Source organism: Pseudidiomarina tainanensis (genome assembly GCF_900115255.1).
Lineage (GTDB): Bacteria > Pseudomonadota > Gammaproteobacteria > Enterobacterales > Alteromonadaceae > Pseudidiomarina > Pseudidiomarina tainanensis.
In genome coordinates this window covers 596,063-620,807 of record NZ_FOYU01000001.1, presented here as the reverse complement: position 1 = coordinate 620,807, position 24,745 = coordinate 596,063, and the positions used below count along the sequence as shown (strand labels likewise).

General features: G+C 47.2%; 27 protein-coding genes. 21 read left to right on the top strand and 6 right to left on the bottom strand.

Going from position 1 to position 24,745, the window contains the following annotated elements:
• Window positions 1–432: 432 nt before the first annotated feature.
• The 16 genes from rluC (at window position 433) to BM292_RS02895 (ending at window position 12,107) form a co-directional block, all read left to right on the top strand.
• Entirely contained in the window at window positions 433–1,398 is a 966-nt protein-coding gene (gene rluC, locus BM292_RS02970) for a 23S rRNA pseudouridine(955/2504/2580) synthase RluC (protein WP_092855118.1), read from the top strand.
• Window positions 1,395–2,036 (top strand): HAD-IIIA family hydrolase, encoded by a 642-nt coding sequence (locus tag BM292_RS02965; RefSeq protein WP_092855115.1) that lies wholly within the window; start codon window positions 1,395–1,397, stop codon window positions 2,034–2,036. The genes rluC and BM292_RS02965 overlap by 4 nt, the downstream gene beginning before the upstream one ends.
• A 35-nt stretch (window positions 2,037–2,071) precedes the next feature.
• Complete coding sequence (locus BM292_RS02960; protein ID WP_092855112.1) at window positions 2,072–2,680, top strand: Maf family protein; 609 nt, start codon at window positions 2,072–2,074, stop codon at window positions 2,678–2,680.
• Window positions 2,681–2,724: 44 nt separating this feature from the next.
• On the top strand, window positions 2,725–3,249 hold the full coding sequence (gene yceD, locus BM292_RS02955; protein ID WP_092855110.1) for a 23S rRNA accumulation protein YceD: 525 nt from the start codon (window positions 2,725–2,727) through the stop codon (window positions 3,247–3,249).
• Between the two features lie 18 nt (window positions 3,250–3,267).
• The gene (gene rpmF, locus BM292_RS02950) at window positions 3,268–3,438 is read left to right on the top strand and encodes a 50S ribosomal protein L32 (RefSeq protein WP_026862145.1); all 171 of its coding nucleotides are present in this window, start codon (window positions 3,268–3,270) and stop codon (window positions 3,436–3,438) included.
• Window positions 3,439–3,458: 20 nt separating this feature from the next.
• Window positions 3,459–4,487 carry a phosphate acyltransferase PlsX gene (plsX, locus tag BM292_RS02945; protein ID WP_092855108.1) on the top strand — a complete coding sequence of 343 codons (1,029 nt, stop codon included), beginning with the start codon at window positions 3,459–3,461 and terminating at the stop codon, window positions 4,485–4,487.
• A gap of 8 nt (window positions 4,488–4,495) precedes the next feature.
• Window positions 4,496–5,455 carry a beta-ketoacyl-ACP synthase III gene (locus BM292_RS02940; protein ID WP_092855106.1) on the top strand — a complete coding sequence of 320 codons (960 nt, stop codon included), beginning with the start codon at window positions 4,496–4,498 and terminating at the stop codon, window positions 5,453–5,455.
• A gap of 13 nt (window positions 5,456–5,468) precedes the next feature.
• Entirely contained in the window at window positions 5,469–6,386 is a 918-nt protein-coding gene (gene fabD, locus BM292_RS02935) for an ACP S-malonyltransferase (protein ID WP_092855104.1), read from the top strand.
• Window position 6,387: 1 nt separating this feature from the next.
• Entirely contained in the window at window positions 6,388–7,134 is a 747-nt protein-coding gene (gene fabG / locus BM292_RS02930) for a 3-oxoacyl-ACP reductase FabG (RefSeq protein ID WP_092855102.1), read from the top strand.
• A 151-nt stretch (window positions 7,135–7,285) separates the two neighbouring features.
• A complete protein-coding gene (acpP, locus tag BM292_RS02925; RefSeq protein WP_092855100.1) occupies window positions 7,286–7,525 on the top strand; it encodes an acyl carrier protein in 240 nt (79 codons plus the stop codon).
• 46 nt (window positions 7,526–7,571) lie between these two features.
• Window positions 7,572–8,366 (top strand): aminodeoxychorismate lyase, encoded by a 795-nt coding sequence (gene pabC / locus BM292_RS02920; RefSeq protein ID WP_092855098.1) that lies wholly within the window; start codon window positions 7,572–7,574, stop codon window positions 8,364–8,366.
• A complete protein-coding gene (gene mltG / locus BM292_RS02915) occupies window positions 8,333–9,352 on the top strand; it encodes an endolytic transglycosylase MltG (protein WP_092855096.1) in 1,020 nt (339 codons plus the stop codon). The genes pabC and mltG overlap by 34 nt, the downstream gene beginning before the upstream one ends.
• Window positions 9,352–9,984, top strand: coding sequence for a dTMP kinase (tmk, locus tag BM292_RS02910; RefSeq protein ID WP_092855094.1), 633 nt, complete (start codon window positions 9,352–9,354; stop codon window positions 9,982–9,984). Before mltG ends, tmk begins: the two co-directional genes overlap by 1 nt.
• A 3-nt stretch (window positions 9,985–9,987) precedes the next feature.
• A complete protein-coding gene (locus BM292_RS02905; RefSeq protein WP_092855092.1) occupies window positions 9,988–10,953 on the top strand; it encodes a DNA polymerase III delta subunit-related protein in 966 nt (321 codons plus the stop codon).
• A complete protein-coding gene (locus BM292_RS02900; RefSeq protein ID WP_092855090.1) occupies window positions 10,935–11,300 on the top strand; it encodes a PilZ domain-containing protein in 366 nt (121 codons plus the stop codon). The genes BM292_RS02905 and BM292_RS02900 overlap by 19 nt, the downstream gene beginning before the upstream one ends.
• Window positions 11,301–11,324: 24 nt before the next feature.
• The gene (locus tag BM292_RS02895) at window positions 11,325–12,107 is read left to right on the top strand and encodes a TatD family hydrolase (protein ID WP_092855088.1); all 783 of its coding nucleotides are present in this window, start codon (window positions 11,325–11,327) and stop codon (window positions 12,105–12,107) included.
• A 194-nt stretch (window positions 12,108–12,301) separates the two neighbouring features.
• On the opposite strand, the gene BM292_RS02890 is transcribed toward BM292_RS02895, so the two are convergent.
• From BM292_RS02890 to sppA, 3 genes are read right to left on the bottom strand one after another with little or no spacing between them, the layout of a single operon-like run.
• Window positions 12,302–13,645, bottom strand: a complete 1,344-nt coding sequence (locus tag BM292_RS02890) for a sodium-dependent transporter (protein ID WP_092855086.1) — start codon at window positions 13,643–13,645, stop codon at window positions 12,302–12,304.
• A 33-nt stretch (window positions 13,646–13,678) separates the two neighbouring features.
• Entirely contained in the window at window positions 13,679–14,689 is a 1,011-nt protein-coding gene (ansA, locus tag BM292_RS02885; RefSeq protein WP_092855084.1) for an asparaginase, read from the bottom strand.
• Window positions 14,690–14,692: 3 nt separating this feature from the next.
• The gene (gene sppA, locus BM292_RS02880) at window positions 14,693–16,546 is read right to left on the bottom strand and encodes a signal peptide peptidase SppA (RefSeq protein WP_092855082.1); all 1,854 of its coding nucleotides are present in this window, start codon (window positions 16,544–16,546) and stop codon (window positions 14,693–14,695) included.
• A 148-nt stretch (window positions 16,547–16,694) separates the two neighbouring features.
• Here sppA and BM292_RS02875 point away from each other — a divergent pair, with 148 nt between their 5' ends.
• Window positions 16,695–17,246: a nitroreductase family protein gene (locus tag BM292_RS02875; RefSeq protein ID WP_092855080.1), complete on the top strand. Its 552-nt coding sequence runs from the start codon at window positions 16,695–16,697 to the stop codon at window positions 17,244–17,246.
• Between the two features lie 99 nt (window positions 17,247–17,345).
• Here BM292_RS02875 and asnS read toward each other — a convergent pair whose 3' ends face one another.
• Window positions 17,346–18,746 carry an asparagine--tRNA ligase gene (gene asnS / locus BM292_RS02870; protein ID WP_092855078.1) on the bottom strand — a complete coding sequence of 467 codons (1,401 nt, stop codon included), beginning with the start codon at window positions 18,744–18,746 and terminating at the stop codon, window positions 17,346–17,348.
• Window positions 18,747–18,829: 83 nt separating this feature from the next.
• Entirely contained in the window at window positions 18,830–20,113 is a 1,284-nt protein-coding gene (gene bioA / locus BM292_RS02865) for an adenosylmethionine--8-amino-7-oxononanoate transaminase (protein WP_092855076.1), read from the bottom strand.
• A gap of 120 nt (window positions 20,114–20,233) precedes the next feature.
• On the opposite strand from bioA, the gene bioB reads away from it, so the two are divergent.
• Genes bioB through bioD form a run of 4 tightly spaced genes read left to right on the top strand, consistent with a single transcriptional unit; the run spans window position 20,234 to window position 23,929 of the window.
• Window positions 20,234–21,274 carry a biotin synthase BioB gene (gene bioB, locus BM292_RS02860; RefSeq protein WP_092855074.1) on the top strand — a complete coding sequence of 347 codons (1,041 nt, stop codon included), beginning with the start codon at window positions 20,234–20,236 and terminating at the stop codon, window positions 21,272–21,274.
• A gap of 17 nt (window positions 21,275–21,291) precedes the next feature.
• Window positions 21,292–22,425, top strand: coding sequence for an aminotransferase class I/II-fold pyridoxal phosphate-dependent enzyme (locus BM292_RS02855; protein WP_143434061.1), 1,134 nt, complete (start codon window positions 21,292–21,294; stop codon window positions 22,423–22,425).
• Window positions 22,422–23,207 carry a methyltransferase domain-containing protein gene (locus BM292_RS02850; protein WP_092855070.1) on the top strand — a complete coding sequence of 262 codons (786 nt, stop codon included), beginning with the start codon at window positions 22,422–22,424 and terminating at the stop codon, window positions 23,205–23,207. Before BM292_RS02855 ends, BM292_RS02850 begins: the two co-directional genes overlap by 4 nt.
• Before the next feature lie 14 nt (window positions 23,208–23,221).
• Entirely contained in the window at window positions 23,222–23,929 is a 708-nt protein-coding gene (gene bioD, locus BM292_RS02845; RefSeq protein ID WP_092855068.1) for a dethiobiotin synthase, read from the top strand.
• On the opposite strand, the gene pepE is transcribed toward bioD, so the two are convergent.
• Window positions 23,918–24,628 carry a dipeptidase PepE gene (gene pepE, locus BM292_RS02840; protein WP_092855066.1) on the bottom strand — a complete coding sequence of 237 codons (711 nt, stop codon included), beginning with the start codon at window positions 24,626–24,628 and terminating at the stop codon, window positions 23,918–23,920. The two genes, bioD and pepE, sit on opposite strands and share 12 nt — an antisense overlap.
• Window positions 24,629–24,745: the final 117 nt, after the last annotated feature.

The following is a 24,745-nucleotide window of genomic DNA, read 5'->3' as shown; positions in this document are numbered from 1 at the left end:
GACTACATGGTATAAACGTGAGACTTGCAATTTGTTACCAAGCCGAAATGCGCTTGTAAAGGCCATACTGCGTTGCAGCATTGGTTCTTCAATTTGGTTTGATTTATAACAGGCGGTGCACTCAATCAATCTTCAAAACACTATTCGGTGAAGATGAGCCAACGATATTCCGTGCCATCAACTTCTCGATGCCGTTTTACATGAACGAACTTTCGTAAGCTGAGGTGGATGAATTGGCAGCGATGCTTTCCGCTCAAACCACGCGTTAAATTTTTTTCTGTTCTTGCACCAACGCCAGCTTTTTCAAGCTGCTTATGATGTACCGCTCTCTGTTTAACCGGTGCGGATTTTTCCGGTGCGTGATTATCCCACGAAAATCGGTGTAAATACAAGATGAACATTGTCAAGAGCTCATGCTAAAATCCGCGGCCTATGAGCGAACAAACAACTATTTCACAAGGTGTGCGTTTTCAGACGGTCGAATCTGGCTATCAAGACCAACGCATCGACAATTATTTACTTGCGCAGCTAAAAGGCGTACCCAAGTCGTTGGTGTACCGCATTTTGCGCAAAGGCGAAGTGCGGGTAAATAAAAAACGCGTCAAACCTGAATATAAACTTCAGGTTGGCGATGTTATTCGTATTCCGCCGGTGCGGGTGGCTGAGTCGAATCCGTTACCATCCGCGAACCTTGATCAAGTGCAGGCCTTACAGCACCAAATTTTGTACGAAGACGACGTGTTGATGGTAATGAACAAGCCTGCTGGCTTGGCTGTACATGGCGGCTCGGGGCTGCAATTTGGATTAATTGAAAGTTTACGTGCACTGCGACCTGATGCGAAACAAATGGAACTAGTCCATCGCCTGGACCGTGAAACCAGTGGTTGTATTTTGATTGCTAAGCGGCGTTCAGCGCTGCGTAGTTTGCACGAACAATTACGCAGTAAAACAATGGACAAGCAGTACCTTGCACTCGTGCGTGGGCATTGGCAAAAGCATGTAAAATTGATTGCCGCACCGTTACTGAAAAATACGCTGAAGTCGGGTGAGCGGGTGGTACGCGTGGATGCTGAAGGTAAACCGTCGGAAACACGATTCCGAATTGTCGAACAGTTTACTCAATGCACACTAGTTGAAGCCGCACCAATTACTGGTAGAACTCACCAGATACGGGTGCATGCGTTGCATGCAGGACATCCGATTGCCGGTGATCCGAAGTACGGTGACAGCGAGTTTGATCTGGCGATGCAACAAGTTGGCTTGAATCGTTTGTTTTTACACGCACACAAACTCACATTTAAACATCCGCAAACTGGTAAAGATATTACGGTGAATGCACCGCTTGATGAAGCCTTGCGAAATACTTTGAAAAAGTTAGGTGGACGGCAGTTTATATGAAGTATCCACTGGTTATTTTTGATTGGGATGGCACCTTGATGGATTCAGTGGGGCGTATTGTATCGTCAATGCAACGCACTGCGGCTATTTTACAGTTGCCGCAACCTTCGGTGACCGCGGTTCGTGAGATTATCGGCATCAGTTTAGAGCCGGCAATCGAGACCTTGTTTGGTCGCTTGTCGGCTGCGCAGTTCGAGCAATTTATGACAGTATACCGTCAGCAATACGTGCATGATGATATCACGCCTTCACCATTGTTTAATGGTGCTCGCAGTTTGTTGGAATCACTACGTGAACGTGGTTATACGCTGGCAGTGGCAACCGGTAAGGCACGTCATGGTTTAGAACGAGTTTGGGAAGAAGCCGACATTCGTCATTTATTCCACACCTCGCGCTGTGCGGATGAAACCGCATCTAAACCAAATCCAAAGATGCTATTGGACATTCTTGCCGAAACCGGCTTTAAAGCTGAACAGGCCGTGATGGTAGGCGACTCGGTACATGATATGCGGATGGCCGAAAATGCCAAGATGGCGCGTATTGGTGTAAGTTTCGGCGCCCATGATGCGGCTCGTTTGACTGGGCATCAACCGGTAGCGATTATTGACCAGCTCAGCGAATTGAATCATTACGTGTAACCCAAACACGGTAACTAGGAATCAAAGAGAAACCTATGAGCGTATCGATAGTATTAGCCTCGACATCACCGTTTCGTCGCGAATTGCTGAAAAAAGTGGTGCAAAATTTTACCGTTGCAGCGCCACTTGTGGATGAAACACCAGAGCCGAATGAATCGCCTGAGCAGTTAGTAGAACGCTTGGCTGTTGCCAAGGCCAAAGCACTAGCAAAAGAATATCCAGCGCACGTTTTAGTTGGCTCTGATCAAGTTGCGGTAGTTGATGACGTTATTTTGGGTAAACCTGGCTCCACTGAAAAGGCACAACAGCAACTGCAAGCGATGCGTGGTAAAACGGTAACATTTTTGACTGGTTTAGCCGTGTACAATAGTGCTGAAGATAAGTTGCAAGCTGCGGTGGAACCGTTTTATGTCACGTTTCGTGATATCACTGACGCAGAAATTGAAGCCTACGTGCAACGTGAGCAACCGCTTAACTGCGCGGGGAGTTTTAAAAGTGAAGCCCTCGGTATTAGTTTATTTTCAAGGTTACATGGCGATGATCCAAACACGTTAGTGGGGTTACCGTTAATTCGGTTGCTAGCAATGTTACGGAACTGGGGAATTAATCCGCTACTGGACGAAAACAGCGAGCAAAGCCAATAAAACCACTTGTGTTCAGTCTCTTAATCCTTTAACATTCGCGCCCTATGCAGAAGGTTCGAGTACCGATTACGGTAGATCCGGTTAAAAGTGCCGGCAAGCAATTGACTTATATCGGATTAGTTCCGGGGAAGTCGCTTGTTCGTTTGCAAGAGCTGTTAGTGGAAGCATGTCCTGATATTGATGTATCACTTAGCTTTGATACAGATGAGCAGGGCATTAAACGCATTCGTGGCGAAGCACAGGTTACTGTGCAGGCAAGTTGCGAGCGCTGTGGCGACCCGATGACAGTTCCGTTACAGAGCACATTTATTTATGCTCCGTTAACGCGAAGACAAACGGCCACCGATATGCCAGAGGAATACGAACCGATTGAGCTGGATGAACTTGGCGAAGTTAATCTGCATGCACTAGTAGAAGATGAGCTGATATTGGCGATGCCAGTGGTGGTTAAACACGACGAGCGCGAATGTCGGGTAGATAGTAATGCAATGCAATGGGGTGTCATTGATGATACACCGGAAACAAAGGATAATCCTTTTGCGGTATTGCAAGAATTAAAGCGTAAATAAACTTAGGAGATAGCGTAAATGGCTGTACAACAGAATCGGAAAAGTCGTTCTAAGCGCGACATGCGTCGTTCTCACGATGCACTGAGCGGCCCTACACTGTCGGTTGATTCTACCTCTGGTGAAACGCACCGTCGTCACCATGTAACAGCTGATGGTTTCTATAAAGGCCGTAAAGTAATTAACAAGTAACCAGCACTGGAAGTGAGGCAATGGCCACACTGACAACTCTGGCACTTGACGCAATGGGGGGCGATCATGGCCCCTCAATTGTTATAGACGCCCTGCAAAGGGCGTTAGATGCATTTCCTGACGTGCAGTTCATGCTCGTTGGCGACGAAGAAGAACTTCTTCCTCTACTTAGCCAAGCTAAGTTAGCTAAGCATTCCCGTATTACCTTAAAACACGCGAGTCAAACCGTCACAATGACGGATAAACCGGGCTATTCGTTGCGCGCGAAACCAGATTCATCGATGCGTGTTGCGCTTGAGCTTGTTGCGGCAGAAGAAGCTGCAGCTTGTGTCAGTGCGGGAAATACCGGGGCGCTCATGACCAAAGCGTATTTCACCCTCAAAACGTTACCCGGTGTATTACGTCCGGCACTCATGTCGGCTATTCCGCAACAACAGGGCGGTTCGGCATTTGTTCTCGATCTTGGCGCAAACCCAGTATGTGATTCGGATACCTTATTTCAATTCGGCGTGATGGGCTCTGTTGCGGCGCAAGAAGTATTGGGGATTGCGAAACCACGAGTGGCTTTGCTGAACATGGGCGAAGAAGAAATTAAAGGCAACGATGCCGTCAAAGCAACTGCCGCCTTGCTCCAGCAGTCGAAACAAATCAATTATATTGGCTTTATTGAAGGCGATGATTTATTCGCTGGCAAAGCCGACGTTATTGTTTGCGATGGTTTTGTTGGCAATATCGCGCTCAAAAGTTGTGAAGGGTTAGCCGACCTGTTACTGAATAATATCAAAGCAAATATTCATGCCCATTGGATGACCCGATGGTTTGTGAAACTTTTCTATCAACGTTTACAACGCTCGTGGGATTGGCTGAAGCCCGACCACTACAACGGCGCGAGTTTGATAGGATTGCGTGGAGTAGTTATAAAAAGCCATGGCGATGCCAATGCACGAGCGTTTTTTAGTGCAATTGAGCAAGCTGTGGAAGAAACTCAACGCGATCTACCTACACGAATTCGTGACCGAGTAGAACAAGTTCTGTTAGAGCAGGAATAAACGTTATTATGCCATCAGTTATTGCAGGAACTGGCCATTATTTACCGGCTCAGCGCCTGACGAATACCATGCTAGAACAGCGTGTCGACACCAGCCATGATTGGATTGTTGAGCGTACCGGAATTCATGAGCGACGCATTGCGGAACCGACAGAAAATGCGGTAACCATGGGCGTGGCTGCGGCTCGCCAAGCATTGCAGTCAGCAAACATCAAAGCCGACGATCTCGATTTAATTATTGTTGCAACAACTTCAGGTGAGCGCGCTTTTCCAAGTGTTGCTTGCGAAATTCAAGCCGCGCTTACTGAAAATACGATGCCAGCGTTTGATGTCGCGGCGGCGTGTTCGGGTTTTATTTTTGCCTTAAGTGTTGCTGATCAATATATCCGTAACGGTATGTATGAAAAGGTATTGGTGATTGGAACCGACGTCTTGTCACGTTTGTGTCATCCGGATGATCGTAATACGCTCGTATTATTTGGTGATGGGGCTGGAGCTGTAGTGCTCGAAGCGAGTGACCGCGCGGGTATTATGTCAACGCATTTAAATAGTGCTGGGGAATTCGCTGATTTACTCGGCGTCAATCATTTGTCGCGTCATTCACCTGAGCAGCTCGGTGAAGCGTGGATGTACATGAAAGGCAACGAAGTATTTAAAGTTGCGGTGAGCAAACTCAGTGAGTTGGTGGTTGATACGTTAGCGGCCAATAACATGCAGGCGGCTGATCTTGATTGGCTCGTGCCACATCAAGCTAATTTGCGCATTATTAAAGCAACTGCAAAGAAGCTGAAAATGCCGATGGAGCAAGTTATTACCACGTTAGAATACACCGGCAATACGTCGGCAGCGTCGGTGCCGATAGCACTTGATGTTGCGATTCGTGATGGTCGTATTCAACGTGGACAAAAATTATTACTCGAAGCCTTTGGCGGTGGATTCGCCTGGGGCTCTGCACTGATCGATTATTAATAAGGAAGCATTCATGCGAGCTTATGTATTTCCAGGGCAAGGTTCACAAACCGTTGGTATGTTGGCAGACGTTGCCGCGGAGTATCCGGTCGTTGAAGAAACTTTCGCCCAAGCGAGCAAAGTATTAGGCTACGACTTGTGGCAGTTGGTGCAAGATGGACCAGCAGAACAACTGAATGAAACGCACCGTACGCAGCCTGCGTTACTAACTGCAAGTGTGGCATTGTATCGTGTGCTAGAGCAGGCTGGTGTACCAGCGCCTGAATGGATGGCTGGGCATAGCTTAGGTGAATACTCTGCGCTGGTTTGTGCCGGAGCATTAGCGTTTGAAGACGCTGTTGCGTTAGTTGCAAAGCGTGGTGAGTTTATGCAAAGCGCTGTACCTGCCGGCGTTGGCGCTATGGCTGCGATTATTGGCTTGGACGACAAATTAGTTGAGCAAGCTTGTGCCGAAGCGGCCGCTGACGAGGTAGTCTCGGCGGTGAATTATAACTCGCCAGGACAAGTGGTTATAGCTGGCCACAAAGCAGCCGTAGAACGTGCTGGCGATGCGTGTATTAAAGCTGGAGCAAAGCGAGCGTTACCATTACCGGTAAGCGTGCCGTCGCATTGTTCTTTGATGCAGCCTGCAGCCGAGCAACTCGCAGTAGAGCTTGGTAAGTTAACCGTCAATACACCACAAGTGCCAGTGGTAAATAATGTGGATGTTACAGCGCCGCGTGAAGCGTCCGAAATTCGGGATGCATTGGTACGTCAATTGTACTCACCGGTTCGCTGGACCGAAACCGTTCAGTATTTAGCGAGCCAGGGTGTGACAGAGATGTATGAAATTGGTCCAGGTAAAGTATTAACTGGGCTAACAAAGCGCATTGATAAAGCAATTCAAGGCGATGCCGTGAATACGGTCGACGCAATTGCAGCAAGGAAATAATATGACTGATTTAATGAATCTTGAAGGCCAAGTCGCTTTAGTTACCGGTGCGAGCCGCGGGATTGGTAAAGCGATTGCGCAACAGCTTGTTGCGCGTGGTGTAAAAGTAGTTGGCACTGCGACAACTGAAAGTGGTGCTCAGGCGATTAGTGATTACTTGGGTGTCAATGGCACTGGGTTCGCACTAAATGTCACTGACGAAGAAAGTGTCGCTGCGGTATTAAAGCATGTTGACGATACTTACGGACAACTCGATATTTTAGTGAATAATGCTGGTATCACCCGCGACAATTTGTTGATGCGCATGAAGGATGACGAGTGGGATAGTGTCATGGACACCAACCTTAAGTCGGTTTATCGTTTATGTAAGGGTGTGATGCGCGGCATGATGAAGCGTCGTCAAGGACGAATCATCAATATTTCATCGGTCGTGGGAACTACCGGTAATCCTGGGCAGACTAACTATTGTGCAGCCAAAGCTGGATTAGCAGGATTTACCAAAGCCTTAGCAAAGGAAATTGCGGCGCGCGGTATAACCGTGAACTGCGTTGCGCCAGGTTTTATCGATACTGATATGACCAAAGCGTTGACAGAAGATCAAAAACAAGCGATTTTTGCCAATATTCCGGCAGCACGCTTAGGACAACCTGATGAAATTGCGGCCGCTGTGGTGTTTTTAGCATCGCCAGGGGCAGCGTATATTACGGGCGAAACCATTCACGTTAATGGCGGAATGGCCATGGTATAAGTGGAATAGACGACAATATTTACCGAGGCTGACTAGCCAAGGGGTATGACCTGTCAAGGTTGGACCATTTTTTACTTTATTATTGTCGTCGCTTTCACTACACTAAGCCCAATTTTGAACTCATGACCTAAAATCAAGGGACATATATACAATGAGCACTATTGAAGAACGCGTTAAAAAAATCATCGTTGAACAACTAGGTGTTAAAGAAGAAGAAGTGAAACCAGAAGCTTCTTTTGAAAATGACCTAGGTGCAGATTCACTTGATATCGTAGAGTTAGTAATGGCTCTCGAAGAAGAATTTGAAACTGAGATTCCAGACGAAGAAGCTGAGAAAATCAGAACTGTTGAAGCAGCGATTGAGTACGTTAAAAACCACTCAAACGACTAAGCAGTGATAACGAGAAGGGCGGAATGAAAATTCCGCCCTTTTTTGTATGTGGTACAACGGTCAACCCCTTACCCAACCTAATCTAGATCGTGGCCTACAATTTGGCGACGGACACTTCACTACACTTGTTATTCGCCACGGCCAACTGGAATTTTGGCCGCGTCATTGGCAACGGTTAACGGAAGCGAGTCAACGCCTAGCGATGGCGATGCCTGTACGAGACCAAGTTGAAGAACTACTGGCATCCATTCGCCAACAACAGCCCAATTGCGTCGTGAAAATCATCATCACCCGTGGCTTTAGCAATCGTGGCTATGCACCATCACCTGCGGCACCTGTTAACTGGTATGTCACCACCGCCAGCTTGCCTGAATGGCAGCCGAACACTCTATTGGTTGACCAAGCTGAGTTGCAATTGGCTATGCAACCACGCCTTGCTGGCCTGAAGACGTTAAATCGTCTTGAACAAGTGTTGCTCGCTCAAGAACGTCTGGAACGTCACGTTGATGATTTAATTGTCTGCGATAATCACCTTCACATTGTAGAGGCGATCAGTAGCAATTTATTCTGGTATGATGGCGCTAACTGGCGGATTCCGCAGTTAAAAAACGCCGGCATCGCCGGCATTATGCAAGCAGAAATCTGTGCTGCGGTGCTGCCTAATGCGATACCCTCAATAGCGGTTTGGGACGATTTAGTATCGGCTGAACAGGCTTTTTTGTGTAATACTGTTTTAGGTCCACGCCCAATCGGTCAGATAGGCGCACGGCAATTACCGCAGCAAGTATTACCAGAGGTTGTTAACACGTGGTATTTAAACGTTTTATCCAAATCTTCTTGAGCTTAAGTATTGTTTTCGCTGGCGTTATTGCGACCGGATTATGGTATAGCTATCAGCAATTACAACAACCTTTAAATTTATCCCAGCCATTGGTATTTGAAGTCAAACGCGGCATGCACGCGCGTACGATTCTTGAGCAGCTTAATACGCAAGGTGCGGCGATTTCGGTTACGCCGGTTTATATTGCGAGTCGTGTATTTGATGTGCCGCAGCACTTGCAAGCGGGTTTTTACGAGATTCAGCCACAGGACAGTGTCGCCAACATTTGGCGTAAACTTCGTCAGGGCGAACAATACCTATTTCAGGTGACGTTAGTTGAGGGGCAAACGTTTGCGCAATGGTTGAAGATTCTTGCTAGTTCACAGTACCTCACACTAGCCGCAATGAACGCGGAGCAAGACACGATTACAAAGGCGTTAAACCAACGGTTAGGAACTACGCACCAATCGTTTGAGGGATTACTATTTCCCGATACTTATAAATATATGGCGGGTACTAAGGCCATGGAAATACTAGTGAAATCATACACGCGTATGGCCTCCGAACTGACAGAAATTTGGGCGCAACGAAGTCGAGATTTACCCTATGAAAAGCCTTACGAGTTGCTTATTATGGCTTCTATAATTGAAAAAGAGACAGGTATAGGTGGTGAGCGCAGTAAAGTGAGTTCGGTTTTCGTTAATCGCTTACGCAAAGGCATGCGTTTGCAGTCTGATCCGACAACAATTTATGGCATTGAGAATTTCGACGGCAATTTGACGCGCGCGCACTTGCGCGAGGTAACCGAATTTAATACCTATCGAATAAATGGGTTACCGCCAACGCCAATTGCCATGCCGAGTCGCGAGAGTCTGGTAGCTGCCGCGCACCCTGCTGAAACTGATTATTATTATTTTGTCGCGGATGGTTCTGGCGGGCATGTTTTTTCCAAAACGCTGGCGGAGCACAATCGCGCGGTGAATCGTTACCAAAGGAATCAAGGTTAATGCCACTGGGCAAATTTATTGTCATTGAAGGTCTAGAAGGCGCCGGCAAAAGTTCAGCAATTGCCAGTGTTGTTGCTCATTTGAATGCAAAAGGTATTGTGACTCAAACCGTTCGCGAGCCAGGCGGAACACCATTGGCAGAGGCGATTCGGGATCTGGTAAAGCAAGACTGGGAAGAGCGTTTAACTGCCGAAACTGAGCTTTTGCTAATGTACGCCAGCCGCGCTCAACTCGTCGAAAACGTGATAAAGCCAGCATTGAAGCAGGGCAAATGGGTCATTGCAGATCGTCACGACTTATCTTCACGGGCTTATCAGGGTGGTGGTCGCCAACTTGGTGATGAAAAACTTACCACGCTGAGACAATTGGTGCTTGGTAGTTTTGTGCCAGATTTGACGTTACTGTTGGATGTTGATCCGAAGCAAGGTTTGCAACGTGCGCGCGAGCGCGGCGAGCTTGATCGAATTGAACAAGAAGACCTAGCTTTTTTTGAGCGGACACGCGAGCGCTATCTAGAGATTGCGCAAACCGAGCCAAACATTTGTGTTGTTGATAGCAATCAGACCATGGCAGACGTGCACCGAGACTTATTGAATCAGCTTGAACAAAATTTGTTTCATGAGTATGGATAAAATATGAGTTTACCTTGGTTACGCGAACCGTGGCGGCAACTGGTCGCGGATTATAACAACCAACGCTTTGGTCATGCACATTGCCTGCCAAATCGAATCGGTTTAGGTGCGCCAACGTATACAGAAACTTTGGTTAAGTTTTTGCTGTGTATAGAGCCAAGCCAGCAAGCTTGTGGCAAATGTAAAAGCTGTTTGCTCATGGCAGCCGGAACTCATCCTGATTATTATGAAGTAGCGAGTGAGGATAATCGCGCTATTGGCGTTGATAAAATTCGCGAGTTAACGCAACAGTTGCAACAAACTGCGAGTCAGCACGGCAGCAAAGTGGCTTGGATTAAAGATGCGCAGCGTATGACGACAGAAGCCGCCAACGCATTGCTGAAAACTTTAGAAGAACCAAGCGCTAATACCTACTTAATCTTAAGCCCAGAGCGAACCAGTGATTTACTACCGACATTGCGCAGCCGAATGCGATTACATACGTTTTCTGAACCAAACCAAGCAACCACTCAAAGTTGGCTTACTCAGCAATTAGGACGCTCACTAACCGAAGCGGAGCGTGTGCGAAGCCAACAATTTCCGGGAGCGCCATTAACGGCCTTAGCAGCTTTGAAGGGTAACTTCGCTGATCCGGCGGATTTTGTTACGGAGCTCGCATCTGCCACAATTCAGAATAGGCCATGGCCGCAACCGAAAAAGGACGACGTACAACAGTGGCTGGAAGCGTCGTTGGCTTGGTTACAAGAGCTCATTCGTATTCGCCAACGCGTGGCACAACAACGCTTACATTATCCGCAGCTCACGCAGGTGGCGGAACAATGGCTGCAACGCGAGCAGATATCTGTTACAAGATTAAACGGTTGGCTGGCTTTATGTTACAATTTGCGCAAAATTACACGTGAACAGTCCGGCTTAAACCTACCATTATTATTACAACAACAGTGGTTACAATGGAAACAAAGACCGTAGCAGCTGACGCTGAAGCAGAGTTACCGAAAAAACGCATTGTGCTAGGAACTGAAGCGCAATTACGTCGCTATTATATGCCGTTTATTAAGGGCGGTGGATTATTTTTAACCACCGATGAACCGTTAAAAATTGGTGATGCATTCTTACTGGAAGTGCGTTTATTTGGCGAGCAAAACTCCGTTTTGGTGAAATGTAAAGTTGTCTGGTTAGCTCCCTCTAAGCCTGGCCGTCCCGAACAACAGGGCGTTGGTGTCCAATTTATAGATGATAAGGCCATGTTAAAGAACATGATTGAATCTAAGCTAGCCGCTATCGGCAACACTGGCACACCAACCGCCACGATGTAAGCAACCTTAAAGTTTGGAGTTGTTGTGTTTGTCGATTCCCACTGCCATCTTGATAAAATTGATTTAGCAAATTTTAACGGCGAGTTCGCGGCGATAGTCGAGGCCGCACGCGCTGCCAAAGTCGAGCACATGTTATGTATTGGTGTTACGCTCGATGACTTTCCCGCCATGCGTGAACTTGTTTCAGGCTATAGCGATATTAGTATTTCTTGTGGTGTGCATCCGCTGTATGTTGCCAAGCATCCGCTTGCGAAGCAGCAACTGAAAGAGTGGGCTGCTTTACCTGAAGTAGTAGCCATTGGTGAAACAGGCTTGGACTATTATTACGATCCAGAGAGTCGCCCAGTTCAACAAGAGAGCTTTGCTTTTCATATTGATCTTGCCAATGAGCTAGACAAGCCATTGATTATTCATACCCGTGATGCACGTGATGACACCATTGCGATGTTACGAGAAGGGCATGCTGATCGCTGCGGTGGTGTGTTGCATTGCTTCACCGAATCGTTAGAAATGGCGCAGCAAGCAATTGAGCAACTTGATTTTTATATTTCGATTTCTGGTATCGCATCATTTCGCAATGCGACTGAATTACGCGATGTGGTGAAAGCCTTGCCACTGGAGCGGCTGCTCATTGAAACAGATAGTCCATGGCTGGCTCCGGTACCCCATCGAGGTAAAGAAAACCAGCCGGCCTTTGTGACTGAAGTGGCAAAATGTGTCGCAGATGTGAAAGGTGTTAGCTTAGCTGAAGTAGCGGAAGTCACCACGCATAACTTTTATTCGTTATTCAAGCGAGTGCGAACATAAATTTGTACGTTTTTTACACAAAAAATTCGCATTTTTAAAATAACCATCTAAACTAAATCTTACCCTCGAAATTTATCGAGTTAGCGCACGGCTCAATCCCTTGAGCCATTCCCCTAAGCTCGGGACAACTTGGATTCGTCCCGAGCATTTTTTTGCCTGAAATTTAGTTAATAAAAACAAGTGATTAGCTTGATTTAACCGCGCCAGATAACCAGTAAAATCAAAATTGGACAGATAAATTTGACGTACCATGGCCAAATTTTCCAGAACCAAGTTTTGTCAATTTCTGGTGCGCCTTCTTGAAGTGCTTTCAACAAAAAGTGTTGGCGCAAAATCCAGGTGAGTAACAAACCAAATACAAGTGCTAACAATGGTTGCATGTAAACCGTTGTAAAAGTCACAACTGCACCAAATAAGCTAGAGAAGTTGTAAATAATAATGGCTGAGATTAGACCAATTGTTGCGCCAACTACCCAAACCATTTGTGAACGTGATTGACCTGTTTCTTCAACGAGTGCGTTTACCGGTGCTTCAAGCATAGAAATTGATGAAGTAATTGCTGCAATCACCATGAGCGCAAAAAAGGTTAAGCCAACCCATAACCCAGCTTGGCCCATGGATTCAAACATGGCTGGTAACACATTAAAAACTAACGTGTCGCTGGACAATAATTGGCCGGCCTGATCATAAATCACAACACCGAGCTCTTGTGCTGCGAACATCGCTGGCAGAATCAGTAGGCCTGCTAAAAAAGCAACGGAGGTATCTAAACCAGCAACCCAACCAGCGGTTTTAGGTAAATGCTCATCTTTTGACAGATAGGCGCCGTACGTCATCATGCAACAAACGCCGAGCGACAATGAGAAGAATGCTTGGCCCATGGCACGAATAACAAGATTGGGGTTGGTCACTTGCTCAAAGTCAGGGGTGAGATACATTTTTAAGCCATCAATGGCACCCGGCAGGGTGAGAATGTACAGCGCCATGGCAATCAAGAGTACAAATAATAATGGCATGAGGCGACGTGACCAGCGCTCAATACCATCGGTTACGCCAGAACGAACAACATGAATGGTGAGCACGAGGAACAACACCATCATGATCAAATTGCGTTCAACGCTGAATTCAGTTAACCAAGTTGCCGCGCTATGAAAGCCAAGTAATTCAGCCAATGGCGCAAACATAAAGGCTAAGAGCCAGCCGGAAACGATGCCATAAAAACTTAGAATAAGTGACAAGACAACGAGACCAACAATACCGGTGAAAGCACCAAAGCCGCGCCAAAACGGTTTTTCGCTTAACGAGCGCAAGGCTTCAACTGGGTTACGTTGCCGCATACGGCCGATGGTCAACTCGGCAACCAGCATAGGATAAGCGAGTAGGGCGACCATGAGTAAATAGACTAAAAGAAAGGCACCGCCGCCGTTTTGCGCAGCTTGTGTGGGAAAACCCCAAATGTTACCGACACCCACTGCGGAGCCTGCCGCAGCTAAAATAAAACCGATACGAGACGAAAAAGCGGGAGATTTAAGAGCCATATTTTTATTCTTGTTGTTCTGTGGTTGTTTTACTTACGCGGTGAGTTCACCACGTAAGTTAGTTTCAAGGAGATTACTTATTTCACGCTGCGATAAATTCTGTGACAACAAATAATGTAATTTTGTCAGTGCTGCTTCAATGGTCATATCGTGGCCACTTACGACACCAACTTGTGCAAGCGCGTTACCCGTTGCGTAACCGCCCATATTCACTTTGCCTTTAAAGCACTGCGTGCAATTGAGGACAACCGTACCTTGTTCGATAGCACGTTGTAAGCTAGCCAATAGTTGTGGGTCTTGCGGAGCATTACCGACCCCGTAACTTTGCATTATTAACGCTTTGACCGGTTGCTGGAGCATATTATCGAAAATTGCTGCCGAGATACCCGGATACAAGGTGACGACACCAATTGCTTGCGGCGTCACTGACGTGAGCCGAAGTGGTTCCCGACCATTTTCTTTTATAGTGCCAGCGTCCACGGTAATCTGAATCCCTGCCTTAAGCAACGGTGCGAAGTTAGGCGAGGCGAATGCATTAAAACCATTGGCATCAGCTTTAGTCGCTCGGTTACCGCGATAAAGCGTGTTATTAAAAAACAAGCTGACTTCATGAATAGGGTAATTTGCGGCAATATAGAGCGCGTTCAACAGGTTCGTTTGCCCATCGGAACGCAATGCCGCCAATGGAATTTGCGATCCCGTTATAATTACTGGTTTCGCTAAATTTTCAAACATGAACGACAAAGCTGAGGCCGTATAAGCCATGGTATCGGTACCATGTAAGATCACAAAACCATCGTAGTCGTTATAGTTATTCTGGATATCTTCAGCGATGTGTTGCCAGTCGGCAGGCGACATATCGGAGGAATCCATCAGCGGGTCATATTCGTGAATAGTAAATTCTGGCATTTCTTCCCGATAAAACTCGGGCATGCGTTTGACACATTCGGTTAAAAAGCCCGACACAGGGATGTAACCCTGTGTCGATTTTTGCATACCAATTGTTCCGCCTGTGTAGGCAACATAAATACGTTTTTTAGTCATGAATCACTGCAGTGGGCAAAGTTCGCACAGTGCATACACACCGTTCGGGTCGTTAAATTTATCCAGTAATTTAACTTCCTGCCACACGCGTTGCAATTCCATTTCGATTGGCGAGTGATTTTTTTCAAATACAGAAGCTGGTACCCATGCGCTCGCTTGACCGAATAAATCACGCATGAACTTGTCACGAGCTGACAAATCAGCTTCAATCACTTCAACGTCGTATTCAACGACATCAGCTTTTTGTGCCGCAGCTCGAATGGCATCGTCAAGCCCACCAAGTTGATCAACTAAACCAAATTGCTGTGCCTGACTGCCAGTCCATACACGACCTTGAGCCACTGCATGAACTTCGTCGTAAGTCATATCGCGACTATCAGCAACCATGCTCACAAAGTCACGGTAGAACTTCTCGATGCTCATTTGAACAACTTGTTTACCACCTTCATCTAAACCTCGCGTTACGTCGAGTACAGGCAGGTTAGTGGTGTGATAACCATCGTTATACACACCAATTTCAGCCAATGAATTCTCAAAGGTGAAGAACATACCGAACACGCCAATTGAACCCGTAATGGTTTCTGGAGCGGCCCAAATTTCATCGGCGCTTGCCGCAATCCAATAGCCACCGGATGCCGCAACACTACTCATAGATGCAATAACCGGCTTACCAGCTTTTTGTAACTCAAGCACTTCTTGACGAATTACTTCCGAGGCGAAGCCACTGCCACCTGGACTATCAATGCGTAACACTACAGCTTTAACTTGATCGTCTAAACGCGCTTTGCGTAATAGTTCAGCGGTACTATCACCACCAATCATGCCGGCTTTCTGGTGGCCGTCAACAATCACACCACGGGCAACGACTATGGCGATATTATCACGCTCTTTGGTCTCTTCTTCATATGCATGACCGTTGAGTGATTCCAAATAATCGTCATGATCAATCTGGCGCCAACTTTTTTCTTCATCATCAAGACCGGTTAAGGTGATCATTTCTTGGCGGAATTGTTCGCGTGAATACAAATCGGTGACAAGCCCTGTACCTACGGCCATTTGCGCGAAATCATTATTGTTTTCTGCAACAGTAGCTAAAAACTCATCCATCTCACCAGACAGCACACGTGGATCTAACTCGCGTAGGGCCGCGATATCAGTGACATAGGTTTGCCAAAGCTCATCGTACAGAACTTTGTTAGCTTCACGAGCTTCAGCAGACATGTCATTGCGCGTGTAAGGTTCTACAGCTGACTTATAGGCACCAACTTTAAAGACATGCGTGCTAACTTTCAGCTTCTCCAATAGCTCTTTGAAGTACAGACGATATGAACCGTAACCTTCAAACATCATCATGCCGAGCGGGTTTAAGTAGATTTTATCAGAGTGAGCGGCAATGTAGTACTGATCTTGACTGTATGCATCGGCATAAGTTACGACCGGCTTACCGCTTTCACGAAATGCGACAAGTGCCTCACCAAGCACGTTCATCTTGTTCAAACCGCCGCCAGTAAAGCGGCCGAGATTTAATTGAATCCCACTAATGCGCTCGTCTGTCGCTGCTTGCTCAATGGCTGTTACGGCATCGCTTAAAAGAACTTCTGCTGGCTGACCACTGCCGCCTAACATTTCATCAAAGAAAGCATCGACTGGGTCTACCCAGGTTTTTTCTTCAACCAAGGCTCCATTGAGGTTTAACACCAGCACACCGTTCTCAGGAACTTGAATTGGCTCTTCTTCAGCGGCAAATAGACCGATGAAAATCAATAAAATTAAGAAGAAAACGATATTCACAATGATTTTGCGAATGACGTTGATGAGACTAAAGAGTTTTTTGAAGACTGAAGCGATCCCGCTCATATAAAACAATCCCAAATTAAGTAACGATGCAAGGAGATTACCGCAGAAATCACTGAGAAACTAGTAAGACAATGTAACAGAGCGTGATCATTTGCTAAGCTATCGAAACCTTTGACGCGATAGTCAAATCTCACCTTTTGAGGATGTTATGCAGGCATTAGAACTTTTAACAACACGCTCTTCTATGCCACGGTTAATCGAGCCTGGCCCTAGTGATGCACAATTTCAATTAATGTTACAAGCAGCAGCGCGCGCACCTGACCATATGGCATTGATGCCGTATCACTTCATTGTATTTAAAGATGAGCAACGGCAGCAATTAGGCGAGATATTTCAACGAGCCGCCGCCGCGCAGGGGCAAGCCGAAGCGCAATGTGTTCAGGCAAGTCAGTTGCCGTTACGTGCGCCCATGCTAATTGCCGTAGCAATGAAATATCAAGCGCATGAAAAAGTACCGCGCGATGAACAATTTGCCAGTGCTGCTTGCGCAACTTTGTTACTACAACAAGCTGCATTTGCGCAGGGCTTAGGTGCTATTTGGCGCACTGGATGGTTGGCCGAATCGGATTTTGTAAAAGCGGAGCTTGGCCTGCGTGAAGAAGATGCCATCGTTGGTTTCTTGTATGTCGGAACACCCGCGGTGCCAACGCCGATCAAACCAAACAAAGAGCTGGCTGATAAAGTTCAATATTGGGCTTAGGGAAGTCCTCGGTTTGGCGTTTTAACACAGTGCAAACAAAACTAAAAAACCAGCCGCAACGGCTGGTTTTTATGTAGCGGGATTGATTGACTTCGCTATTTAGAAGTCAGCAGTTTTTGGTGCTCGTGGGAACGGGATTACATCGCGGATGTTGCCCATACCGGTTACATAGGTGACCAAGCGCTCAAAACCTAACCCGAAACCTGCGTGTGGCACGGTACCGTAACGACGTAAATCGCGGTACCAACCGTAATCTTCGGTTGGCAAGCCAAGCTCGTGCATACGTGCATCTAAGCGCTCTAAACGTTCTTCACGCGCACTACCACCGATGATTTCACCAATGCCTGGCGCCAACACGTCCATTGCTGCGACCGTTTTACCGTCGTCGTTTTGACGCATGTAGAAGGCTTTAATGTCTTTCGGATAGTTTTTCAGCACAACCGGCGCACCAACATGCTCTTCAGCGAGGTAACGCTCGTGCTCAGACTGCAAATCCATACCCCATTCAACCGGGTATTCGAATTTCTTGCCGCAGTTTTGCAAGATTTCCACAGCATCCGTGTAATCCATGTGCACAAACTTGTTGCTGACCACATGATTGAGGCGATCTAACACGCCTTTATCCACACGCTGTTGGAAAAATGCCATATCGTCGGCGCGTTCTTTGAGAACGGCATTGATACAGTATTTCAGCATGTCTTCGGCTAAGTAGGCGATATCATTTAAGTCAGCAAATGCGACTTCAGGTTCCACCATCCAAAACTCAGCCAAGTGGCGACTTGTATTGGAATTCTCAGCACGGAAGGTCGGACCAAAGGTGTAAATTTTGGAAAGTGCACAAGCGTAAGTTTCACCATTCAACTGGCCTGAAACCGTTAAAAAGGCTTCTTTACCAAAAAAGTCTTTGCTGAAATCGATACCGCCATTATCTGTGTGCGGCAGGTTCATTAAATCCAGCGTGGATACGCGGAACATTTCACCTGCGCCCTCAGCGTCTGATGCTGTAATAATTGGGGTTGCGACCCACAAATACCCACGCTCATGGAAGAAGCGATGCAGCGCTTGCGATAAACAGTTACGCACTCGCATAACGGCACCAGTAATATTGGTACGCGGGCGCAAATGCGCGAATTCACGCAGATATTCCATTGAATGTGGTTTCGGCGACATCGGATAGGTGTCAGGATCCTCAACAAAGCCAAACACATGAACTGCTGTCGCTTGGATCTCGAAGTTTTGACCTTTGCCAGCGTTTTCAGCAACCACGCCGGTGACAGCAACACTGCAACCTGTGGTTAGTTTGAGAACCTCATTGTCATAATTATCGAGATTATTCGGTACGACCGCCTGAATAGCGTCAAAACACGAACCATCATGCACGTTGATAAATGAAATGCCTGCTTTTGAATCGCGACGGGTACGAACCCAACCGCGTACAGTTACTTCATCACCAACGGCAACTTTTCCCGATAAAACATCGACAATTGTAGCGAAGGACATGGGCCTACAAACTCCGTTAGTTAAGGTATAAGAATAAAATAGGCTGATATGTTACCTTGCTTTGCGCCAGACTCAAGAGAAAATCACACTGAAGCCGCCAGTAAACACATGGTTTGGGTTATTTTACTGAGTTGATCGGGACGAATGACAAATGGTGGCATGACATAAATTAATTTCCCAAACGGCCGTATCCACACATCGTGTTGCACGCAAAGTCGCTGTGCTTCGGCAACGTTGACGGAGTGCTTCATCTCAATGACGCCAATAGCCCCAAAACATCGAACATCGGCAACGTTTGGTAATTGTTGTGCCGGTTTCAGTTCAGCCTGTAGTTGTACGTGAATATCAGCAACACGCTGTTGCCAAGCACTATCAAGCAATAAATCAATACTCGCACAGGCAATTGCGCAGGCCAGTGGATTACCCATAAAGGTTGGTCCATGCATAAACGCACCGCCGGCAGGGCCCTGGCTGATGGTGTCGGCAACTTCATCACGACACAGTACAGCTGCTTGGGTCAGATAACCGCCAGTTAATGCTTTGCCCAAACACATAATATCTGGTGTGATGTTGGCGTGATTGCAGGCAAATAATTCGCCGGTGCGACCAAATCCTGTAGCAATTTCATCGGCGATTAATAACACGTTATGTTGATCGCAAAGTTGGCGTGCTCCACGCAGGTATTCAGGGTGATAAAAACGCATCCCCCCAGCACCTTGCACGATGGGCTCAAGAATTAATGCGGCGAGTTCATGTTGATGCTGCTCTAAAAGCTGTGCTAGTGACGCTAAGTGCTTGGCATGCCATGATTGTGTTGGCGTGATGTCAGGGACAGGGGCGAACAATTGCTCACGTAAACTTCCTTTAAATAGACTATGCATGCCGTTAACCGGATCGCAGACCGACATAGCGGCGAAGGTATCGCCGTGATAACCACCGCGGATGGTCGCCATTTTATTCTTGTTCGGTCGATCGCGACTAAACCAATATTGCACGGCCATTTTAATGGCGACTTCAATGGAAACAGAGCCTGAATCGGCGAGAAATACACGATTTAATCCCGCAGGCGTTAGCTCTACCAGCTTCTGTGATAACCGAATTGCTGGTTCATGCGTAATACCGCCAAACATGACATGACTCATTTTTGCCAGTTGCTCAGTTGCCGCTTGGTTGAGTTGTGGGTGGTTATAGCCATGAATGGCGGCCCACCAAGACGACATACCGTCAATCAATCGCGTACCATCATTAAGGATTAATTCACAGCCTTCAGCGGCAACAACCGGATACACCGGCAGCGGTTCATTAAAGGAAGTGTAGGGGTGCCAGATGTGTTGGCGATCAAACTGCAAGTCGCTATTTGTAATCATTGATTAAATAATAACCGATTGTAATTATATCAAGCCGAATAAAGTTGACAGTCTAGGTAAACTCCGTACCCTGTGCAATATCAAATTACTCTCATTAAACGATATACCAAGGATCAACTTATGTCGGCTGTCATCCGCCATGACTGGCAACTCAATGAAATCGAGGCACTTTTCGCACTTCCGTTTAACGATTTGCTGTTTCAAGCGCAACAAGTTCATCGTGCTAACTTCGATGCCAACGCTGTGCAAGTAAGTACCTTGCTATCGATTAAAACTGGCGCTTGCCCAGAAGACTGCAAATATTGCCCACAGAGTGCGCATTATCGAACTGACGTTGATAAAGAGCGCTTAATGGCGGTCGAAAAAGTTCTCGAAGAAGCGCGTGCAGCGAAAGCGCAGGGGGCTAGTCGCTTCTGCATGGGGGCCGCCTGGCGTAATCCAAAAGATCGCGATATGCCGTATGTGATTGAAATGGTTAAAGGCGTGAAAGAGCTTGGTTTAGAAACTTGTATGACATTAGGTATGTTGAGTCCGCAACAGGCTCAAGCTCTAAAACAAGCTGGTCTCGATTATTACAACCACAACCTCGATACATCACCTGAATTTTATGGCGAAATTATCTCCACGCGTACCTACGCGGATAGGCTTTCGACACTACAAAATGTACGCGATGCGGGCATGAAGGTATGTGCTGGCGGTATTGTTGGTATGGGCGAAAGCCGTCGCGATCGCGCGAGTTTGTTGGCACAACTAGCCAATTTACCGCAACACCCAGAGAGTGTTCCAGTGAATATGTTGGTGAAAGTGCAGGGCACACCATTCGCTGAACTTGATGATCTTGATCCGTTTGAGTTTGTACGAACAATCGCCGTTGCGAGAATCTTAATGCCGCAAAGCTTCGTGCGCTTGTCAGCTGGCCGAGAATCTATGAATGACCAGTTACAAGCGTTATGTTTTATGGCAGGTGCCAACTCTATATTCTACGGCGAACGTTTGCTGACCACTGCCAACCCAGAAACCAATCGTGACCTCGCTTTGTTTGAGCGTTTAGGCTTAAAGCCGCTTGCACATGAAGATTATAGTGATGATGTACATGAAGCGGTGATTTCTGATGCGGTAGCCGAACAACAGCAACCGGTACGCTACTACGAAGTGAGTTGATTCGAAACGCTTTTATTATGCAAATAACCCATGAATTGTCAGCCCAATTAGAACAATTGCGTCAGCAACATCGCTATCGCACGCTGGTGCAACGTCAAGCACAACACCTGCAGTTTGGCAGTAATGACTATTTAGGGCTGTCGATGCATCCGCGCGTAAAGGCTGCATACGCTGAAGGTGTTCAACAATATGGTGCAAGTAGCGGTGCATCGCCATTGGTGAGCGGCTATCAGGCCCCTCATGCTTATTTGCGCCAGCAACTCGCGCAATGGTTAGAACGTGAAGACGCATTATTGTTTAGTAGTGGGTTTGCGGCGAATCAAAGTACGTTACAAACGCTTGGTAGTCAGTATCAGCGCATTGTCTTGGACAAGTTAAGTCATGCGTCGTTAATCGATGGCGTCCGGCACTTTAAGCACTGGAAACGGTTTCGCCATAACGATGTTGCGCATGCTCAAGAGCTCTTGTTGCCAAACGTGGCGAATCTATTAGTGACCGAGAGTGTGTTTAGTATGGATGGTGACCATGCGCCCCTTAACCAGCTCGCTGAGTTGCCGGCCGATGTCTGGATAGATGATGCGCATAGTATCGGTATAAGCGGTGAAAGTGGGCGTGGCGCTGGCGCCACGTTGTCAGCGGCACAAGCACCGTTATTAACGATAACCTTCGGCAAGGGCTTGGGTGTTATGGGCGCTGCAATTGTCGGTTCATCGGTGATGACGGATTACCTCATGAATCAGGCGCGTGATTTTATCTATTCGACTGCTATGCCTGCGGCTCAAGCGCAGGCAGTCAGTGCTTCGATTAATGTGGTGCAGAGCGCTGAAGGTGAGTCTTTAAGACAGCGTTTACGTGACAATATTCAGTATTTTCGTGAGCAATGCGTTGCGCAAGGTTTACCCATTGGTGCGAATCAACATGCTATCCAAACGCTCATTCTCGGCTCGGAGGAGCGGGTAATTGCCTGGGGGCAATCACTCAGAGCACTCAACATTTACTGCGGGATTATTCGTCCACCAACCGTACCACAAGGCAGTTCAAGGCTGCGCATAACGGTTACCGCTGCCCACAGTACCGCCGACATTGATGCATTAGTGACAGCGTTAATAATCACGCGAGATTTGGTTGAAAAGGCTAACGTTACCGCATGAGAGCGATACAAGAGGTGTTGAAGCAACAACATAAAGTAGCAATCGCGTCGCATTTTAGCCGTGCGGCGCAGAGTTATGAACATCACAACTTATTGCAACGCTGGTGTGCGGCACGATTAATCGAATGGTTACCGGCGGCTACTGGACTGACTGCAGATATTGGCTGCGGACCAGCGGTAAATACTGAGGCATTGCTGGCGCGAACGAAACATTACATTGGTATCGACATTGCTAGCGGCATGTTAGCTAAAGCGCAACGTAACTATCCGAATCAAAGTTGGTTGCGTGCTGATCTCGAAGCACTACCATTTGCAGCGGCTAGTATTAATACGCTGTATGCGAACTTAGCGGTGCAATGGGCCGATGATTTAACAGCGACTTTGAACCACTGGCTGAGTGTGTTGCGTCCGTCGGGAACAGTTGTGATAAGCACAATTCTTGCTGGTTCACTGACACCATTAGCGGATTGTTTTCAGCAATATACCGGTGCACCGCGGCATAATCACTTTTATTCGGCCAGTACTCTGCAGCAGATTTTAAGCAACGTGAGTGGGGCAACGGTACAATTTGAGGTTGAACAGATCACCATTCCTTATCTAACCGTGCGAGCCATGCTCTACGACCTCAAAGGAATCGGGGCGAACTATCAACAACAGCGCCAACAACCACTAACGCGAAGCCAGTTAGCTTGCGTCGAAGCTGCGATGGAATCGCATCGGGATAGAACGGGAAATCTACCGTTGCACTGGGTGGTGGGTTTTATTAAGTTAACAAAAGATTAAGTATGGTTGCATAAATGGAAACTCAAATCCAGCCGCCGCTGTTTATAACGGGTACTGACACCGATGCCGGGAAAACTACATGTGCTGTGGCCTTGATACATGCTTTACGTGGCTCTGGCTGGCGTGTCCGACCCTATAAACCGGTGGCGGCTGGCGCTGAATTGGTTGATGGACAGCTACGCAATAGCGATGCCTTAAAATTGATGCGGGCATGCGCTATTGATGTAACCCATGACAGCTATCTGCAGGTAAATCCTTATTGCTTCGCTCCACCAATTGCACCGCACATTGCCGCTGCACAAGTGGGGGGAGAACCGAGTGTTGCTGGTATTGTCGAAAAGATAACCATGACACCCCTCGAAGCCAATGAATTGCTTGTTATCGAAGGGGCTGGCGGTTGGTTGGTTCCACTTAATAGTAACGAATCGTTAGCCGATGTCGCCGAACAACTGCAAACTCAAGTTATTTTGGTGATTGGCATGAAATTAGGTTGTTTAAGCCATGCGCTGTTAACCGCGGAGGCGATTACCCGACGCGGATTGAATATAGTTGGCTGGATTGCAAATCAACCGCAGCCAACAACAATGGCGTGTTACGAAGAAAACTTAGCGACCTTGCAACACTTGCTGAAAGCACCATGTTTAGGTGTCGTGCCATTTCTTCCGCATGCAGATGAGACGGCATTAGCACAATATCTTGATGTAGAAAGGTTACCGTTGTAACCAACGAGAACAGTCTTGTGCAGGCGCAAGTGAGTGTTTTTCGCCGGCTAGAAAGACATAACCATTCGCGTTGCCATGGTACTGCATATTGGTCCCAATAATACGCAGATAGCTACCTTCTGGAATCGCAATAATCGGCGTTTCAGGTGCCAACGCCATGAACTCAGCAAGGCGCTGGTCTCGCGTTTCACCATGAAAACCAGGCGGTTGATAATCGGTGTAATGCGGGTTTAACTGCACGGGTATCAGTTGTAGCGCGTTGAAAGAAGGTGGCTCAACAATGGGCATGTCATTCGTGGTGCGAATACTTAAGCCTGCAATGTTAGAGCCAGCACTCCAACCCACGTAAGGCACGCCTGACTGCACCGCGGCTTGAATGGGGGCAATTAGCTGGTTTTGGTAGAGCTTAGAAAGAAGCTGAAAGGTATTTCCGCCCCCCACCATGATCGCTTCTGCGTTGTTGATAGCGGCAACCGGATCCGATTCCGATTCAATGCCGTATACCTCAATACCAGCCGGAGACAAAGCGATGCGTACCTTTTCGGTGTAGTCGGCGTTTGAAAAACCTACGCCGGCGTACGGAATAAATAAAATACGGCGCTTGCCGCAATGTTCAGCGATTGGCGTGATACAAGGCGCGAGATAATCGCTATCGCCAGCTCGTGAACTGCTGAGTAACAAAATTTGAGCATCGGCCATTGATTTTTCTCCTCGTGTAGGCGGGCAATGGATGCAAAGGCAGTAGGGTACCAAAATAGTTCTTAAAAAACATTCCAAAAGCCTTGTATTTAAAGGCTAACGCCCTTATAAATCGGG

What these genes read in the sequence shown, in the direction of transcription:
- rluC (WP_092855118.1), top strand. Translation starts at nt 433, where the DNA reads ATGAGCGAACAAACAACTATTTCACAAGGTGTGCGTTTTCAGACGGTC.
- BM292_RS02965 (WP_092855115.1), top strand. Translation starts at nt 1,395, where the DNA reads ATGAAGTATCCACTGGTTATTTTTGATTGGGATGGCACCTTGATGGAT.
- BM292_RS02960 (WP_092855112.1), top strand. Translation starts at nt 2,072, where the DNA reads ATGAGCGTATCGATAGTATTAGCCTCGACATCACCGTTTCGTCGCGAA.
- yceD (WP_092855110.1), top strand. Translation starts at nt 2,725, where the DNA reads ATGCAGAAGGTTCGAGTACCGATTACGGTAGATCCGGTTAAAAGTGCC.
- rpmF (WP_026862145.1), top strand. Translation starts at nt 3,268, where the DNA reads ATGGCTGTACAACAGAATCGGAAAAGTCGTTCTAAGCGCGACATGCGT.
- plsX (WP_092855108.1), top strand. Translation starts at nt 3,459, where the DNA reads ATGGCCACACTGACAACTCTGGCACTTGACGCAATGGGGGGCGATCAT.
- BM292_RS02940 (WP_092855106.1), top strand. Translation starts at nt 4,496, where the DNA reads ATGCCATCAGTTATTGCAGGAACTGGCCATTATTTACCGGCTCAGCGC.
- fabD (WP_092855104.1), top strand. Translation starts at nt 5,469, where the DNA reads ATGCGAGCTTATGTATTTCCAGGGCAAGGTTCACAAACCGTTGGTATG.
- fabG (WP_092855102.1), top strand. Translation starts at nt 6,388, where the DNA reads ATGACTGATTTAATGAATCTTGAAGGCCAAGTCGCTTTAGTTACCGGT.
- acpP (WP_092855100.1), top strand. Translation starts at nt 7,286, where the DNA reads ATGAGCACTATTGAAGAACGCGTTAAAAAAATCATCGTTGAACAACTA.
- pabC (WP_092855098.1), top strand. Translation starts at nt 7,572, where the DNA reads ATGTGGTACAACGGTCAACCCCTTACCCAACCTAATCTAGATCGTGGC.
- tmk (WP_092855094.1), top strand. Translation starts at nt 9,352, where the DNA reads ATGCCACTGGGCAAATTTATTGTCATTGAAGGTCTAGAAGGCGCCGGC.
- BM292_RS02905 (WP_092855092.1), top strand. Translation starts at nt 9,988, where the DNA reads ATGAGTTTACCTTGGTTACGCGAACCGTGGCGGCAACTGGTCGCGGAT.
- BM292_RS02900 (WP_092855090.1), top strand. Translation starts at nt 10,935, where the DNA reads ATGGAAACAAAGACCGTAGCAGCTGACGCTGAAGCAGAGTTACCGAAA.
- BM292_RS02890 (WP_092855086.1), bottom strand. Translation starts at nt 13,645, where the DNA reads ATGGCTCTTAAATCTCCCGCTTTTTCGTCTCGTATCGGTTTTATTTTA.
- ansA (WP_092855084.1), bottom strand. Translation starts at nt 14,689, where the DNA reads ATGACTAAAAAACGTATTTATGTTGCCTACACAGGCGGAACAATTGGT.
- sppA (WP_092855082.1), bottom strand. Translation starts at nt 16,546, where the DNA reads ATGAGCGGGATCGCTTCAGTCTTCAAAAAACTCTTTAGTCTCATCAAC.
- BM292_RS02875 (WP_092855080.1), top strand. Translation starts at nt 16,695, where the DNA reads ATGCAGGCATTAGAACTTTTAACAACACGCTCTTCTATGCCACGGTTA.
- asnS (WP_092855078.1), bottom strand. Translation starts at nt 18,746, where the DNA reads ATGTCCTTCGCTACAATTGTCGATGTTTTATCGGGAAAAGTTGCCGTT.
- bioA (WP_092855076.1), bottom strand. Translation starts at nt 20,113, where the DNA reads ATGATTACAAATAGCGACTTGCAGTTTGATCGCCAACACATCTGGCAC.
- bioB (WP_092855074.1), top strand. Translation starts at nt 20,234, where the DNA reads ATGTCGGCTGTCATCCGCCATGACTGGCAACTCAATGAAATCGAGGCA.
- BM292_RS02855 (WP_143434061.1), top strand. Translation starts at nt 21,292, where the DNA reads ATGCAAATAACCCATGAATTGTCAGCCCAATTAGAACAATTGCGTCAG.
- BM292_RS02850 (WP_092855070.1), top strand. Translation starts at nt 22,422, where the DNA reads ATGAGAGCGATACAAGAGGTGTTGAAGCAACAACATAAAGTAGCAATC.
- bioD (WP_092855068.1), top strand. Translation starts at nt 23,222, where the DNA reads ATGGAAACTCAAATCCAGCCGCCGCTGTTTATAACGGGTACTGACACC.
- pepE (WP_092855066.1), bottom strand. Translation starts at nt 24,628, where the DNA reads ATGGCCGATGCTCAAATTTTGTTACTCAGCAGTTCACGAGCTGGCGAT.